The sequence below is a fragment of the Streptomyces uncialis genome, assembly GCF_036250755.1.
Lineage (GTDB): Bacteria > Actinomycetota > Actinomycetes > Streptomycetales > Streptomycetaceae > Streptomyces > Streptomyces uncialis.
Map to the genome: position 1 here is coordinate 3,856,651 of NZ_CP109583.1, position 14,994 is coordinate 3,871,644.

Consider the following 14,994-nt stretch of genomic DNA (forward strand, 5'->3'; position numbering starts at 1 on the left):
CCTTTTGGGATCGGGATGCGGGTCGGCTATGTGGTGGGCCGCAGAAAGCCGACGACGGCCGCCTTTTCCATGTCGATCCCCTGCTCGATCTGAGGCGGGACAGGTTCGAACGCATTCACCTGGATGGAGCGCGAGCCGGGGCCACGGGTCCAGGTGGCGATGGCCAGGCCGTCGGCGATGACGGTGGGGCGGATGAGGCCGCCTCCTGGCCAGACGCGGGCCTGGTGGAGAGCGGGCACGGACGCATCGCGGGTGCGGTATCCGATCAGGTAGTTGTCGTAGGCGGGCAGCATGCGAACGTCCGGGGTGTCGGACGAGCGTGGGAGTTCTTTCACCCGCCCGGCGAGCATGGTCAATGCGTCGTACTCGGTGATCACGCCGGATTCCGCCAGCATTTTCCAGGCCCTGCGGGCCCAGGTGATCGGCAGTCCGGACCACGCGGCGAAGTCCTCCAAGGTGGCGGGGGCATGCGCGGCCAGGTACCGGCGGGCCAGCTCGGCGAGGGCGTCGTCGCCCTCCCACCGGAGGCGCCCGGTGGAGGGCAGCCAGTCGTCGAGCAGCACATACGTGGCCTCACCGGCGCGCTGCGGACCATGGCAGAGGGTACCGGTGAGTGCCGCGTGGCGGATCAGGTAGAACGGCGCCTGCCCGTCCGGCGGAACACCGAGGGTGGTGAGGCGCTCGGTCAGCTCGGCCCGGGTGAGTGCGCCGTGCGCGGCGAGAGCACGCCGGATGAGATGGTCGGCGCGCCGGCGCAGATCGTCGTCCAGGCCCAGCTGCTGGTAGCGGCGGCTGGTCGCGGCAAGGATCCGCGGGGACAGCAACTGCGACACCCAGCGGGCATCGCCGCTGGGGATGGTGTGCAGGGTGCCGCGCATGTACCAGTTGCGGACGATGCTCCGCTCGTCCTCGTACGCCGCGCGGATGGCCTGGGCGGTGATGTCCCGGCCGCGTACCCGGATGCCCAGGTCGGCGGCCGTGGCGTCCTGCGCCTGGATGGCGAAGACCCGTCGGACGACCGCCTCGGCAGAGTCCTCCCGTACTCCGCCGGCCAGGGCCTGCGCACAGGCCCGCAGCCTGCGGATGCTCTCCTGGTCAGGCATCGGGCTGTGCCTCTCGGCCGACGCGGTCAGGAGACGGCCTTGTCGAGGAGGCGGGCGAGTTCGGCGGGCGCGGACAGCATCGGCCAGTGCCCGGTGGGCAGGTCGAAGCGCCACCACGGCGGCTGGTTCAGGTAGGCCAGCATCGGCACCCCGGCATCCAGCAGCCCCGTGAAGTCACGGCAGGCGATCAGGACACGGTCCACGCCGGGACCGGGCTCGGCCGGGCCGGCGAGCCGCTGGGTGAAAGTGCCGAACGGCTGAGGGGTGGCACGCGTGCGCAGAGCGTCCCGCCGGCCCTCATCGAGCCCGTCGAGGCTGCTGGACAAGCCCAGGACCTCAAAGGGCGGCATCGGTAGCCGCCACCCGTCGCCGGAAGCGTCGACCTGCTGGCGCAGTTGGTCCGCTGCCTGCGGTGGCATGAGGTCGAGCATGCACATGCCTGCGGCGAACGGGGCGCTGTCCACGTAGATCACGCGCTCCAGCCGGTCGCCGAGACGTCCGGCTGCCCCGGTGACCGGGGCGGCCGCGTAGCTGTGGGCGACCAGCGTGACGTCGCGCAGACCGTGCTCTTCGACGAATCCCGTGATGTCCGCGATGTGCGTGTCCAGGTCCGTCTCGGGTCCGCCCTGGTCCGCGCGCTCGGCCAGGCCCGTCAGGGTCAGCGGCAGCGCCGTGTGGCCGCGCTCGCGCAGAGCGCGGGCGGTGTCCTCCCAGGCCCATGCCCCGAGCCAGGCGCCGGGAACGAGTACGAAGGTGGCCATGTGATCTCCCTGAAGTTAGGTGCTGCGGGGAGCGTAAAGTCGATACAGGACAGAATCCGCCCTGAAATGCCGAGGGATCCATGTCGCATCCCCTGACCCGTGTGCTGACCCTGCTGGAACTCCTCCAGTCCAACGCCCGGCTCACCGGGGCAGAGCTGGCCGACCGCCTGGACACCGACGTCCGCACGGTGCGCCGGTACATCGCCCACCTGCGGGAACTGGGCATCCCCGTGGAGGCCGAACGCGGCCGCCACGGCGGCTACCGACTGGCCCGCGGCTACCGCATGCCACCTCTGGTCCTCACCAACGACGAGGCTCTCGCCGTGGTTCTTGGCCTGCTCGCGGCAGAACGTCTGGGCATGGGGACGGCCGCGCCGGCCAGTGCCGGTGCCCTGGCCAAGATCGAGCGGGTGCTTCCGCACGCCCTGCGTGAACCGCTCGCCGCCATGCGGGAGACCCTGTCGTTCACCGCCAACGCCGTGATCGGTCAGGCACCCGGAACCGGCGTCCTGCTGGCACTGGCCCATGCCTCCCGCGCCCGCACGACCGTCGGTATCAGCCACCAGTCCTGGCGCCAGGAACACACCGAACGCGACATCGACCCCTACGGCGTGGTCTTCCACACCGGCCGCTGGTACGTCGTCGGCCACGACCACCTCCGCGACAGCCTGCGCACCTTCCGCATCGACCGCATCGCCTCCGTCATCTCCAGAGCCGACCGCTTCACCGCACCCGTCGGTTTCGACCCCGTGGCCCACCTGACCTCGACCCTGGCCCAGGGGCCCTACCGCTGGCAGGTCGAGGTGACGATCCACGGCCCCCTCGATGAGATCGCCCGCCGACTGCCGCGTTCAGCGGTGACCCTCACCGCCCAGCCCACCGGCGTCCTGATGCACGCACGGGCAGAACGGCTGGACGGCATGGCCCACATGCTCGCCTCCCTGGAATGGCCCTTCACCATCCACCATCCCGACGAACTGCGGCAGGCGCTCAAGGATCTGGCCGCCCAGCTCACCGCAGCCGCTCAGCGGGGGCTGGAAGAACTACCGCAGTAAATGCCGCATTTACTGCGGCGGTGCCCTACCGCGATCACCGTGACCTGCGGCGGGCCATTCCGGCCGCGGGGCGAGGTGTACGCATTTACTGCGGCAGTTCCGGAGGGGTGGGCGGGCGTGGCGATCGAACCAGTGACCGAACTCGGGGTCGGGGGCGCGTTGCGTGTGCCGCGCGCCCGGGCAGTGCCCCTGTCCATCTCTCCGGCCACGTACACCGCGGCGGTCGAGCGGTACCTCACCGGCGCCGGGATCGCGAAGTCCTCCGCACGGATCTACCGGATCTCGCTGACGACGTGGGGATGGATGTTCGCCGGCGCGGCGGCGCCGACCGGTCCGGCCCGCCGGGGCGCGAAGCCGCCCATCTTCCCCGTCACAGCGATCGACGACCCGGTGCTGCCGGAGGCCCTGGCCGAGCCGGCGGCGGCGCGGGCCGACGGGATGGACGCCGACACCGTCAACCGTGAACTGTCCATCACCCGCGGGGCGATCGGCTGGTGGCAAGCGCCAGGGCTGGGCCAGGGCTGGATCGAAGGCGACCCGACGATCGGCTGCTGGCCCGCTCCCGCCACGCCTCCGTCCGCTCCCTGGAGAGATACGCCCGCCCCGACATCGACTCGGTCGCCCGGCACGTCGCCGAACGCGACCCCGCTGCAACCCGCTGCAACCCGCTTCACGCCGCTTCACGTAGATCAGGGCAGATCAGGGCTCCAAGAGCATCCCGTTGCCCCTTTGGCGAGTACCCCGGTCACACCCCCCGTACAGCCGCAGGGCGTACCCGGGAGAGCAGGCCGTCTGGCCGGAACGGGACCGGAGGCAGGTCGGGTGGGCGAGGGGTACCGGTTGGCGAGGGAATCGGCCGACCGACCTCGCCCGCCGGTCGGCCGACACCCGCGCCGGGCCACCATCCTGCGCCGCCGCCCACGGCCACCCCGCTGAGGCACCGCTGGGCACCGCTCAGGTCCGCCGCTCAGGGCAGCGCCCTGCACAACGCGTCCAACGTTCCCGGCCACGCGCTCTCGGACGGAGCCGCGTACCCCACGACCAGCGCGTCCCGACGCTCGGTGAGTATCGCGTCCGGCCGGGTGAACTCCGCCAGGCCGTGCACCGAAAGGCCCTGCCAGTTGGCGGCCCGGATGACGGACTGCTCGGTTCCGGCAGGGAGTTCGAGCACGGCGTGCAGTCCGGCCGCGATACCGGTGGCCCTGACCTGCGGTGCACGCTCGGCCAGGGCGGCGACCAGTTGGTCACGGCGTCGGCGGTAGCGCGTGCGCATCAGGCGGATGTGCCGGTCGTACGCGCCCGAGGTGATGAACTCCGCGAGCGTGAGCTGGTCCAAGGCCCCGCATCCCCATCCGGGCCCCTTGTCCCGCATGATCTCCGGGACGAGTCGGCGGGGCAGGACCATCCACCCCAACCGCAGGCCGGGGGCAAGCGACTTGCTGGCGGTGCCGAGGTAGACGACACGTTCCGGGTCGAGGTCCTGAAGCGCGCCGACGGGCTGCCGGTCGTAGCGGAACTCCCCGTCGTAGTCGTCCTCCACGATCAGCCCGCCGGTGCGCCGTGCCCAGTCGACGGCGGCGGACCGGCGCTCGGGGCGCAGCGGCACCCCCATCGGGAACTGATGCCCCGGCGTGAGCAGGACCGCGCCCGGCGCGAGGAGCTCCAGCGCCTCGGTGTCCGAGCCCCGCGCGCCCCACGGCAAGGCGGGTGTGCCGAGTCCGCTGTCCCGCAGCAGACCTCGGTGGAAGTCGAGTCCGTACGACTCGACGGCGACGTCACGGACACCGAGCCGCCGCAGGGTCCGCCCCAGGACGAGCAGGCCCTGGGCGAAGCCCGAGCAGACGACGATCCGCTCGGGGTCGGCGCGTACACCCCGGGCACGGGCCAGATACTCGGCGAGAGCCTGGCGCAGTTCGCGGCGTCCGCGCGGGTCGTCGTAGCCGAGGGCCTCGTCGGGGGCGTCGGTCAGGGCGCGGCGGGCGGCCTTGAGCCACTCCGCGCGTGGGAAGGCGGACAGGTCGGGGGTGCCGGGCCGCAGGCTGTACACGGGCGCGCCCGGTTCGCGGCGCCCGCGTGCGGGAGGCTCGGGCAGGGGAACGGCGCGCTCCGCGACACGGGTGCCCGAGCCCTGCCGGGAGGTGAGCCAGCCCTCGGCGACGAGGTCGGCGTACGCGTCGGCGACGGTGTTGCGGGCGATACCGAGGTCGACGGCGAGGGTGCGGGAGGAGGGCAGCCGGGTCCCGGGCGGGAGACGGCCGCCGCGGACGGCTTCCCGCAGGGCGTTCATCAGGCCCTTGCGCAGCCCGCCGGGACCGGCGGGGTCGACATGCAGATCGATACCGAGCCCCGCGCGCGCCGTGGTGGGGTCGTCGCCGGCCCTCTCACTGTCGTCAGCGGCCGTCCGGGGGCGCCTCGCCCGGCCCGCTCCGGTTCGCGTATCCATCCCCGCATCCATCCCCGAGTCTCAGAATCCCGAAAGTGGCCCACGATCCCACCGCTCAAGTGGACCATAGCCCTGGGTCACTCCGGTCATAGAGTCATCCGTATGACGACGACACAGAGCACGACGAACCCCACCGCCCCGACCGCCGACCCCACCGCCGCCCCGCACCCGCAGTACGCCCATGAGGAGGCCGCGCGGCTCCAGTGGGCCAAGCACGCGCCCGATGTCTACAAGGCGATGGTCCGGCTGGATGTCGCCGCCCGGCAGGGGCTGGACCCGGTGCTGCTGGAGCTGGTGAAGATCCGCGCCTCGCAGCTCAATCAGTGCGCCCTCTGCCTCGACATGCACAGCAAGGACGCTCTGGCGGCCGGGGAGACGCCCGAGCGCCTCATCCAGCTGAGCGCCTGGCAGGAGTCGCGGCACTTCTACACGGAGAAGGAACTCGTCGCCCTGGAACTCACGGAGGCGATCACGGTTCTCCAGAACGGCTTCGTCCCCGATGAGGTGTTCGCGAAGGCCGCAGGGCACTTCCCGGAGGCGGAACTGGCGCAGCTCATCTCTGCCATCACCGTGATCAACGCGTGGAACCGGTTCGGGGTCGCGACCCGCGCGGTCCCGGGCCACTACACGCCCGGCCAGTACAAGGGACTGTGAGGTACGGGGATGGCGCGCACACCCGACAGCGCGGAGAGTCACCCGACCGGACGCGGGACCGCCCGCCCGATGAACAGCACCGCACACGGGCGCGTGGAGCCGACCTGGGGCGGGGACGCGACGGACAACGCGCACCCCACACCTCAGGCCAACGCGGCCAACGCGGCCAACGCGGCCAACGCGGCCAACGCGGCGGAGGATGACACCACGGGTGCGGGGAACGCGAACGGGGGCGGGCCCCGCCCCGTGGATGCCTTCCGCGCCCTGCACCACGGCCGCTCCCCCGACGACCCGCTGGTCCTTCCCGGCCCGTGGGACGCGGCCAGCGCGCGGGCCTTCGTGGCCGCCGGGTTCCCGGCTCTGGCCACGCCCGGCGCGGGGGTCGCGGCCTCGCTCGGGTACGAGGACGGCCGTACGCCGCCCGCCGAGATGTTCGCGGCGGTGGCCCGGATCGTCAGGGCCGTGCGGCCCCTCGGGGTACCCGTGTCGGCGGACATCGACGACGGGTACGGGCTACCGGCGGCCGAACTCGTCGAACGGCTCCTGGAGACCGGGGCCATCGGCTGCAACCTGGACGACTCCGGACCCGGCAAGGTCCTCAAGGACCCCCGGCGGCATGCCGACTGGTTGGCCGAGATCCGCGCGTCGGCGGGCGACCGGTTGTTTCTCAACGCCCGGGTGGACACCTTCGTCCGAGGCGTGCCGGATGTGGCAGCGGCGATCGAACGCGCACTGCTGTACGAGGCGGCCGGTGCGGACTGCGTCTACCCGATCGGCGCGCCACCAGCGGCCTTGCCCGTCATGCGGGCGGGCGGCGTCAAGGGGCCTGTGAACATGGTCGCGTCGGCGGCCGGCCCCGCCGATGTCCTACGGAACGGCTTCCGCGAGCTGGGCGAACTCGGAGCCACCAGGATCACGTTCGGGCCGGGCCTACTGCTCAGGACGACCACCGCGCTCACCGATCTGGGCCGTTCACTGCTCTGAACGCGGCCACCATCAGGACACAAGAGGCCACCATCAGGTCATGCGGCCGCGTAGAGGACAAGCGGTCAGCATGAGGTCATGCGGCCACGTGGAGGACAAGCGGCCACCATCAGGTCATGCGGCCACCAAGAGGGCAAGCGGTCAGCAAGGGGACAGACGGCCTACCGGGGAGGCGCGGCCACCGCGAGGACAACGAGCGCCCTCCAGTAGTACCGGACACCATCAGGACAGCCGCCGTCCTCTCCCTGGCACGGCACCCGACACCGCCGAACCGCCGGGCACCGCCCCGCACCCCCCGGCCACCATTGGGTCAGCGGCCAAGGGAAGTAGGCCACGCGGCGGCAGATGGGGGCGGGGAGGCGGCGGGGGTGATCTGTATCGTCGGCGGTACGGCGACCAGGGACCCGGAGGGGCCCGGAGAGGACCCCATGAGCACCACCACCCTCATCACCCGTATCGGTTCCCTCGTCACCAACGACCCCGGGGTCGGGGACGGGTCACCTCTCGGGCTGATCCAGGACGCGGCCGTGGTCGTCGAGGGCGACCGGGTGGCGTGGGTCGGCCCCGCCGACCGGGCTCCGGACGCGGACCTGATGCACGACGCCGAGGGGCGGGCCCTCATCCCCGGTTTCGTGGACTCGCACTCGCACCTGGTGTTCGCCGGGGACCGGACCGCCGAGTTCAACGCGCGTATGTCGGGGCACCCGTACCAGGCGGGAGGCATCCGGACCACGGTCGCGGCGACCCGGGCGGCCGGTGACGAGGAGCTGGAGGCGAACCTCGTTCGGTATGTGCGGGAGGCACTGCGGCAGGGGACGACGACGGTCGAGACCAAGTCGGGGTACGGGCTGACCGTCGACGACGAGGCACGGGCGCTGCGGATCGCCGCGCGGCACACCGACGAGGTGACCTTTCTCGGCGCGCACATCGTGTCCCCCGACTTCGCCGACGACCCAGCCGCGTACGTCGACCTCGTCACCGGGCCGATGCTCGACGCCTGCGCCCCGTACGCCCGCTGGGTGGACGTGTTCTGCGAGAAGGGCGCCTTCGACGGGGACCAGGCGCGGGCCGTGCTCACGGCGGGCATGGCCAAGGGTCTCGTACCGCGGGTGCACGCCAATCAGCTCTCCTACGGGCCCGGGGTGCAGCTCGCGGTGGAGCTGGGGGCCGCCAGCGCGGATCACTGCACGCTGCTGACCGACGAAGACGTGGCCGCGCTCGCGGCCGGGACCACGGTCGCGACCCTGCTGCCCGGTGCGGAGTTCTCCACTCGCGCGCAATGGCCCGACGCGCGACGGCTGCTCGACGCCGGGGTCACCGTGGCGTTGTCGACGGACTGCAACCCGGGGTCGTCGTTCACCTCGTCCATGCCGTTCTGCATCGCTCTCGCCGTACGGGACATGGGGATGACGCCGGACGAGGCGCTCTGGTCGGCGACGGCCGGGGGCGCGAGGGCGCTGCGGAGGGACGACGTGGGCCGGATCGTCCCCGGCGCCTACGCGGACCTCGCGTTGCTCGACGCGCCGAGCCACGTGCACTTGTCATACCGGCCAGGCGTGCCCCTGGTCTCGGAGGTGTGGCGGCACGGGGTACGGGCGTAGGTCGGGGGATGTGCGAGGGACGTCCTGGGACGTGTGCGGGGCCGGGGCGGGTATGGGGGCCGGGCAGGGGGGCACGGGCTTACGGGCTTCCCTGGCGCGGGGCCGGTGTCACACGGGGGCCTCGCCCGCTCGCCATCGCTGCGCGGTCGCGTCGCCCAGCGGGAGATGTCCCACATCACCGCCCGCGCGCTTGGAGGTCGGCGTGACGGCGTGACCGGAGGCGATGGCTGGGAGGACGCGGCCCTTGGGGTCCACGTCGAACCGGAGGTCACGGTCGTCGCGGCCGTCCGTCGGCGCGCATCTTCGGATGCCGACGCCCTTGTCGACGCTGCCCCGGCTGTCCAGGCAGAACTCGTCGTTCGCCCATGACCTGACGAGGCCCCGGGAGATGTCGAATCGCCAGCGCTGGGTGTCCGAGGTGTTGCACGCGGACATCACCACGTCGTTGCCGGTGAAGAAGTCCCCGTCACGGACGTCCAGGCAGAGGTCGGTGGACGCGTTCACGAACTGGGTGTACGCGCCGCCGGGTGGGCGGACCCCCGTGGTCGGCGCGGACGTGGACGGTGAGGGGGTCGGGGTCGCCCGGGCAGCCGACGGGGTGAGGGTGGACGGTGCGGAGGCGGACCGGGTCGGGGTGCCGGGGACCGTGGCCGGAGGTGACGCGCCTGGCCGCCGCCCCTCGTCGGGGTCGGTGGACGGTTCCTCGCCCGTGCCACCCCCGAACAGCACCACGAACAGCGGGGCGAGGGCGACGGTCAACGCGGCGAGGACGAAAGCGCGGGTGGGCCGCCAGGGGCGGTCCCTGTCGTCGGCCGGGTGCCAGCCGTCACCCTGGCCACCGCCGTACGGGTCCGGTGGGGCGGTCTCCCGCCGCACGTCGGCCGAGCCGTACGAACCGTTCGCCGAGTACGGGGTGCCCGTACCACTCCCGGCGAGCCGCCCGCTTGCGGCCACGGCACTGGCCGCCGCGACCTCTATGGCCTCCGTGTCCTGAATGGCCATGCTGTCCTCATTGGCCACGGTGACCTCGTTGACCTCGTTGGCCTCGTTGGCCACGTTGTCCTCATTGGCCACGTTGTCCCCATTGGCCGCGGTGACCTGATTAGCCATGGTCACCTCATTGGCCGCGGTGACCTGATTGGCCACGTTGACCTCATTGGCCTGATTGGCCGCCGTGTCCTGATTGGCCTCTATGGCCGCAGGGTGTCCGCGTGGGAGGGCATGCCGACGGCGTCGCCGGTGACGACGGGAAGCGGTCGACGGGCTCCGCCACCTGTCCGCATCGGCCTCGCCACCAGCGTGTGCGCCGCCGGTCACACCACTGGCCGCACCGCCGCCCGCACCACCACCGCCCGCACCAACCGCACCACCACCACCGCCCGCACCGCCCGCACCCCGGGCCGCCGCCGACCCGACCGCTCCTACGCCATCCACCCCACCCTCACCTGCACCCGCACCTACGTCTTGCGGCCCGACCGCGAAGCGCACGCCTACGGTCTCCGACTCGCCCGTACGCCGGGCCGCGCCGCCGATCAGCGGGATCACCGGGCTCTCCGTGCCGGGCGGAAGGTAGGCGCCGCCGTTCCACGGGAGGAGTCCGGTGGCGAGGACCGTACGGGGGGTGCGGTGGAGGTCGAGCAGTACGTTGTGGGCCCGCCGGCAGCACGGGCACTGCGCGAGGTGGTCGTCCAGGTCGTGGTTCCGGCGTGGCTCGCGGGGCCGGACGGCCTCCTCGATCAGGCGGCGGTAGGCCTGGCAGTTCTGGTCGCCGTGGCGGGCCAGTTGGGCCTTGAGGTAGGCGCGGCCGAGCACGTCGAGCGAGGGGCCCTTCGCCCAGGCGACCTCGTCGGCCTTCAGTCCGAGGTAGAGCGCGGTCTCCGGGTCGGGCACGGCGTCCACGATCCCGTACCAGAGCACGCCCTGGGTGCGGGTGGGCAGGCTGTGGAACGCGGCCGGCATGGGGAGTTCGGCGGGCGGGCGCCGGACGAAGGCGGGCAGGTCGGCGCGGCACTCCTCTTCGGCGTCGAGGAACGCGGCGAACTCCGGGCGCAACCGGACCCGTCGGCCGTCGGCCGTCCAGCCGGCGGCGATCCGGCGGACGAGCAGCGCCGCGTGGTGGCGCCAGGGGCCGGTGGGGTCGACGCCCCGCCCGGTGTCCCGCGCACCGAGGGCGAACGCCTGCGCGGTGAGCTGTTTGGCCGCGGCCTCGTCCACACCGAGGAGCCGGGCGTAGGCCAGGGTGGGCGCGTGATGACGGCGGCGCAGTTCCCGCAGGGCCGGGTAGGCCGTCGCGGCGTCCCCGCGCAGCAGTTCGGTGAGGCGGGCGTCCGCCTCACCGGAGTGGACACCGCCACCGGCAGCCTCGGCAGCGCGGTCCGAACGGCTGCGCCGTGGCATCCGCACTCCTCCTCGGCCGGACGGCCCGCGGCCTGCCGGCGATCACTCACTCTGCGACGGCATACCGGTGAGTATGCGAAGGGGAGACCATAGTGAACGAAGAGGGTTCGCGGGGAAAGGCGTTTCCCCGGGTAAGTCAGCAAAGTGCGGAGGATAAATGCGTCCTGCGCGCGGACATTGTCGCGCCTTTACACGCCTACGCGCGGTCCGGGCTTGGTCCAGTCCATTCAGCCCGGCTCGGTCCGCCGCGGAGTTCCCGATCCATCGGGGTCCACCAATCCATGGCGCTACCCGTACCGCCTCATCTCCCGACAAGCCGCGGACGGAGCCCACTCGGCCGGACGGGACCCCGGCGGCGAACGGAACAGCGACACGGCCGGGGAGCGGCCGGGCAATGCAGCACGCGGGACGGAACCAGCGGCACAGAAGTGGGGCGGGTCCGTACGGACCCGCCCCACCGGACACCCTGCCGGACTTCCTGCCGGAAGCCTCACCAGAACCGGACTCCCCGCAGCCGACACCGACGGCGATACCGGCGGTGATACCGGCAGCGATACCGACCCCGGCACCGACCGCGACTTCCCGGAGTCGGCACGTGCGCATCGAGTCGGCACGGACGCATTCACCGAATCGGCCACTGGCCCGGGCCGATGCGGGAATGGTCTATGCCTATTCCTCGACGGTGAGTCCTTTACGCAGCTTGACCAGGGTCCGGGAGAGCAGCCGGGAGACATGCATCTGGGAAATTCCCAGTTCTTCCCCGATCTCGGACTGGGTCATGTTCGCCACGAAACGCAGCGAGAGGATCTGCCGGTCACGTGACGGAAGTCCCGCGATCAGCGGCTTGAGGGACTCGACGTACTCGACACCTTCGAGCCCGTGGTCCTCGTAGCCGATGCGGTCCGCCAGCGCGCCCTCGGAGTCGTCCTCCTCGGGCTGGGCGTCCAGCGAGCTGGCCGTGTAGGCGTTGGACGCGGCCATGCCCTCCACGACCTCGTCGTGGGACAGCTCCAGATGCGTGGCCAGTTCGGCGACGGTGGGCGCGCGGTCGAGGCGCTGCGCCAGCAGGTCGCCCGCCTTGGCGAGGTCGAGCCGCAGTTCCTGGAGCCTGCGGGGCACCCGGACCGACCAGCTCGTGTCGCGGAAGAAGCGCTTGATCTCGCCGACGATCGTCGGCATCGCGAACGTGGGGAACTCCACACCACGGCTGAGCTCGAAGCGGTCGATCGCCTTGATCAGCCCGATCGTGCCCACCTGGATGATGTCCTCCATCGGCTCGCTCCGGGTGCGGAAGCGCGATGCGGCGAACTTCACCAGGGCGAGGTTGAGCTCGACCAGGGTGTTGCGGACGTAGGCGTGCTCGTAGGTGCCCTCCTCCAGATCCGCCAGCCGGGCGAAGAGGGTCTTGGACAACGCGCGGGCGTCGGCCGGGGCGACCTGGGCGAACGGGGGGATCGGCGGGAGATCCGCGAGGGCTTCCGGCCGGGCCTCGGCGGGCCGGGTGTCCACGCCGCCGCGGGGCGCGGGCAGGGGGACGGAAGCGTCGGTGGGTGCTGCGGGACGGGATGCCGACGTCGCTTCGAGGGTCCGCGATTCGTCGAGCCGGGGTGACATGTCGTCCTCCATCGTGTCCAGGCGTCAGGCTGCCGGTGCCATGGTGATCCTGCGGTGTGCGGCGACTCCAATGCCGGCCGTGGTGAGTGCGGTCTCTACTAGCCCTACCCGCTTTCCCGAATCCCTTGCAAGTTTCTTTGAATCGCAAATGTCCGTTTTAGTAGGGTTGTTCGGGTACCCGGGGGCGTACGGAAGGCGTAGGGTTCACTGAAGTCACACCCTTTTCCACCTCCATACATCCACCCCTTCCACGAGGGCCCGAGGCATTGCGGGACGGCCCGAAAGAGAGAGACGGCATGGACCGCGGGACGGTCGGCAGCGCACATCAAAACCGCCTCCTGGTGGAGGTGCGTCAGCAGGGTTCGAGTGCCGTAGTGACACCGGCGGGTGAGCTCGATCACCACACCGCCGAACTGCTCCAGGAACCGCTGGACGCATGTCTGGACAACGGCCTCACCAGGCTCGTCGTGGACTGCGCGCGGCTGGATTTCTGTGACTCGACGGGGTTGAACGTGCTCCTCGGGGCCCGCCTCAAGGCGGAGGCAGCGGGCGGCGGGGTCCATCTCGCCGGTATGCAGCCGGTGGTGGCCCGGGTGTTCGAGATCACCGGGGCGGACGCCGTCTTCACGGTGCACGAGACGCTCGACGCCGCGCTCGTGGAGTGATCCGCGCAGGCCGGGGCCCGGCCGGGCATGCCTCCATCTCCTCCGTGACATCCCGGAGTAACCAGCGTCACAGGAAGCATGACCCTTTTGGCCGTGAGAAGTGGGTGTTCTCACGGATGTGCCGGGCAGGAGAACCCTGGATCGGACACGGGCCCCGACACGGCCCGGACATCGTCGGACAGAGTCGGAACCCGGCGCGGTCGGCGACCTGAGTGGTACGCCCGGCATGCGTCTGGATCATGTGGGAACTTGGGAACTTGATAGATGCTGGAACTGGTGAACCGGTGAATCGGTGAGGTGAAGCGCTGATGAGCACCACCCGGCCCCGCTCGCCGGGCGATCGCGGCCCGGAGCCTCGGGATGCCGACCCCATGGGACGGCCGGCCGACGCGGGCCCGCCCGGAGCGGACCCGTCGCGGTCCGGACCGGGATCGGGCGCGGACCCGTCGCCCGCGCCGGTGCCGCCCGCCCACGGCCCGCCCGCGCGGGAGTCCGCCGTCGCGGACCCGGGCGGCGGACCGGACACGGCCGCCCCCGTGGTGGCCGCGCCCGGCACGTCCGAGGCGAGCCGTACCGTCGCGGCGGGCACCGTCACGGCGAGTACCGCGACGAGCCCTGCCGCCACGGACACGGCCGCCGCGAACGGCCCGGACGCAGGCCCCCCGGCCGCACCGCCATCGTCAAGCCGACCACCGGCCACCCCGGACCCGGCCGACGCACGGCCGACCGGGGCACAGCCTGGCGACACGAGGCCAGGGGACATGAGGTCGGGCGATCCACGGCCAGGGGATACCCGGCCTGGGGATACCCGGCCTGGGGATACGCGGTCGGGCGACGCACAGGCGTCCGGCGCAAGGCCGTCCGGGACAGGGCGATCCGGCACAGGGCCCTCCGACGCGGGGCCGTCCGACGCGCAGGCGCAGGCCGCCGACGCGATCGGCTCCGCGCCGGTCGCCGCCGGACCCGGCACCGTACGGCGGATCTCGCTGCGGGACGCGCCCGGAGTGGTGCCCCTCGCCCGGGACTTCGCCCGGCAGGCACTCCATGACTGGGGCTGGCTGCCCGCGCAGGGCGCCGACCGGCGGGCCGCGGCCGAGGACGTCCTGCTCGTCGTCTCCGAACTGGTCACCAACGCGTGTCTGCACGCCGAGGGACCGGAGGACATGACGATCGGCTTCGGCGGCAAGGTGCTGCGCGTCGAGGTCACCGACCGGGGCGCCGGATCACCGGCGCCGCGCACCCCGCACCGGGCCGGACGGCCGGGCGGGCACGGGATGTTCATCGTCCAGCGTCTCTGTCTGGACTGGGGGGTCGTACGGACCCCCGGGGTCTCCGGGAAGACCGTCTGGGCGGAGCTCGGCGCCCCGGGTTGAAGCCCGCCGCCGCACCGCGGCAGCCGAGCCCGGCGGGGCGCGGACCGTCCCTCCCCCACCCGCTCGCCACGCGCCGGATCACCACGATCCGGCGCGTTCTTGGTTCTCCCCGGTTCCCCGTAGCCCGGTTCGCCGGTTCGCCGGTTCGCCGGTTCGCCGCAGTCCGGTTCCCCGCCGCCCGCCCGTCCGGTCCCCCGCCGCACGGGATTTCCGCCTTCCGGTCCTGTTCCCCGCCGTCAAGGCCGGTTCGCCTTCCGGTCCGGTTCCCCGCCAGGTGCGGTCCCCGCCGTCAAGGCCGGTTCGCCGTCGCGCGGTTCGTCATCGCCTGGATTCCCGTCGCCCCG

General features: G+C 72.1%; 12 protein-coding genes. 6 read left to right on the top strand and 6 right to left on the bottom strand.

Annotated features, from left to right (window positions below; all coding sequences use genetic code 11):
- Positions 1-26 precede the first annotated feature (26 nt).
- Positions 27-1,103, bottom strand: coding sequence for a winged helix DNA-binding domain-containing protein (locus tag OG711_RS15860; protein WP_329559539.1), 1,077 nt, complete (start codon positions 1,101-1,103; stop codon positions 27-29).
- A 26-nt stretch (positions 1,104-1,129) separates the two neighbouring features.
- The gene (locus tag OG711_RS15865; RefSeq protein ID WP_266508736.1) at positions 1,130-1,864 is read right to left on the bottom strand and encodes an alpha/beta fold hydrolase; all 735 of its coding nucleotides are present in this window, start codon (positions 1,862-1,864) and stop codon (positions 1,130-1,132) included.
- Between the two features lie 80 nt (positions 1,865-1,944).
- Between OG711_RS15865 and OG711_RS15870 the strand changes: the two genes are divergently transcribed.
- Positions 1,945-2,919 (top strand): helix-turn-helix transcriptional regulator, encoded by a 975-nt coding sequence (locus OG711_RS15870; RefSeq protein WP_329559540.1) that lies wholly within the window; start codon positions 1,945-1,947, stop codon positions 2,917-2,919.
- 272 nt (positions 2,920-3,191) lie between these two features.
- Here the strand turns inward: OG711_RS15870 and OG711_RS15875 are convergent, their stop codons facing one another.
- Complete coding sequence (locus tag OG711_RS15875; protein ID WP_329559541.1) at positions 3,192-3,377, bottom strand: hypothetical protein; 186 nt, start codon at positions 3,375-3,377, stop codon at positions 3,192-3,194.
- Between the two features lie 509 nt (positions 3,378-3,886).
- Positions 3,887-5,362, bottom strand: a complete 1,476-nt coding sequence (gene pdxR, locus OG711_RS15880) for a MocR-like pyridoxine biosynthesis transcription factor PdxR (RefSeq protein ID WP_405673561.1) — start codon at positions 5,360-5,362, stop codon at positions 3,887-3,889.
- Positions 5,363-5,464: 102 nt separating this feature from the next.
- On the opposite strand from pdxR, the gene OG711_RS15885 reads away from it, so the two are divergent.
- The 3 genes from OG711_RS15885 (at position 5,465) to hutI (ending at position 8,601) form a co-directional block, all read left to right on the top strand.
- Positions 5,465-6,016 carry a carboxymuconolactone decarboxylase family protein gene (locus OG711_RS15885; protein ID WP_099285128.1) on the top strand — a complete coding sequence of 184 codons (552 nt, stop codon included), beginning with the start codon at positions 5,465-5,467 and terminating at the stop codon, positions 6,014-6,016.
- Between the two features lie 69 nt (positions 6,017-6,085).
- Entirely contained in the window at positions 6,086-7,000 is a 915-nt protein-coding gene (locus tag OG711_RS15890) for an isocitrate lyase/PEP mutase family protein (protein ID WP_329559542.1), read from the top strand.
- A gap of 428 nt (positions 7,001-7,428) precedes the next feature.
- On the top strand, positions 7,429-8,601 hold the full coding sequence (gene hutI, locus OG711_RS15895) for an imidazolonepropionase (RefSeq protein WP_073785464.1): 1,173 nt from the start codon (positions 7,429-7,431) through the stop codon (positions 8,599-8,601).
- A gap of 108 nt (positions 8,602-8,709) precedes the next feature.
- Here hutI and OG711_RS15900 read toward each other — a convergent pair whose 3' ends face one another.
- A complete protein-coding gene (locus OG711_RS15900) occupies positions 8,710-10,998 on the bottom strand; it encodes an RICIN domain-containing protein (RefSeq protein WP_329559543.1) in 2,289 nt (762 codons plus the stop codon).
- 669 nt (positions 10,999-11,667) lie between these two features.
- Positions 11,668-12,612 carry an RNA polymerase sigma factor SigF gene (locus OG711_RS15905; protein WP_107499171.1) on the bottom strand — a complete coding sequence of 315 codons (945 nt, stop codon included), beginning with the start codon at positions 12,610-12,612 and terminating at the stop codon, positions 11,668-11,670.
- A 296-nt stretch (positions 12,613-12,908) separates the two neighbouring features.
- On the opposite strand from OG711_RS15905, the gene OG711_RS15910 reads away from it, so the two are divergent.
- Both OG711_RS15910 and OG711_RS15915 read left to right on the top strand, forming a co-directional pair.
- The gene (locus tag OG711_RS15910; protein ID WP_073783940.1) at positions 12,909-13,277 is read left to right on the top strand and encodes an STAS domain-containing protein; all 369 of its coding nucleotides are present in this window, start codon (positions 12,909-12,911) and stop codon (positions 13,275-13,277) included.
- Between the two features lie 761 nt (positions 13,278-14,038).
- Positions 14,039-14,650: an ATP-binding protein gene (locus tag OG711_RS15915; protein ID WP_405674882.1), complete on the top strand. Its 612-nt coding sequence runs from the start codon at positions 14,039-14,041 to the stop codon at positions 14,648-14,650.
- Positions 14,651-14,994: the final 344 nt, after the last annotated feature.

What these genes read in the sequence shown, in the direction of transcription:
- OG711_RS15860 (WP_329559539.1), bottom strand. Translation starts at nt 1,103, where the DNA reads ATGCCTGACCAGGAGAGCATCCGCAGGCTGCGGGCCTGTGCGCAGGCC.
- hutI (WP_073785464.1), top strand. Translation starts at nt 7,429, where the DNA reads ATGAGCACCACCACCCTCATCACCCGTATCGGTTCCCTCGTCACCAAC.
- OG711_RS15915 (WP_405674882.1), top strand. Translation starts at nt 14,039, where the DNA reads ATGAGGTCGGGCGATCCACGGCCAGGGGATACCCGGCCTGGGGATACC.
- OG711_RS15885 (WP_099285128.1), top strand. Translation starts at nt 5,465, where the DNA reads ATGACGACGACACAGAGCACGACGAACCCCACCGCCCCGACCGCCGAC.
- OG711_RS15870 (WP_329559540.1), top strand. Translation starts at nt 1,945, where the DNA reads ATGTCGCATCCCCTGACCCGTGTGCTGACCCTGCTGGAACTCCTCCAG.
- pdxR (WP_405673561.1), bottom strand. Translation starts at nt 5,362, where the DNA reads ATGGATACGCGAACCGGAGCGGGCCGGGCGAGGCGCCCCCGGACGGCC.
- OG711_RS15910 (WP_073783940.1), top strand. Translation starts at nt 12,909, where the DNA reads ATGGACCGCGGGACGGTCGGCAGCGCACATCAAAACCGCCTCCTGGTG.
- OG711_RS15865 (WP_266508736.1), bottom strand. Translation starts at nt 1,864, where the DNA reads ATGGCCACCTTCGTACTCGTTCCCGGCGCCTGGCTCGGGGCATGGGCC.
- OG711_RS15900 (WP_329559543.1), bottom strand. Translation starts at nt 10,998, where the DNA reads ATGCCACGGCGCAGCCGTTCGGACCGCGCTGCCGAGGCTGCCGGTGGC.
- OG711_RS15890 (WP_329559542.1), top strand. Translation starts at nt 6,086, where the DNA reads ATGAACAGCACCGCACACGGGCGCGTGGAGCCGACCTGGGGCGGGGAC.
- OG711_RS15905 (WP_107499171.1), bottom strand. Translation starts at nt 12,612, where the DNA reads ATGTCACCCCGGCTCGACGAATCGCGGACCCTCGAAGCGACGTCGGCA.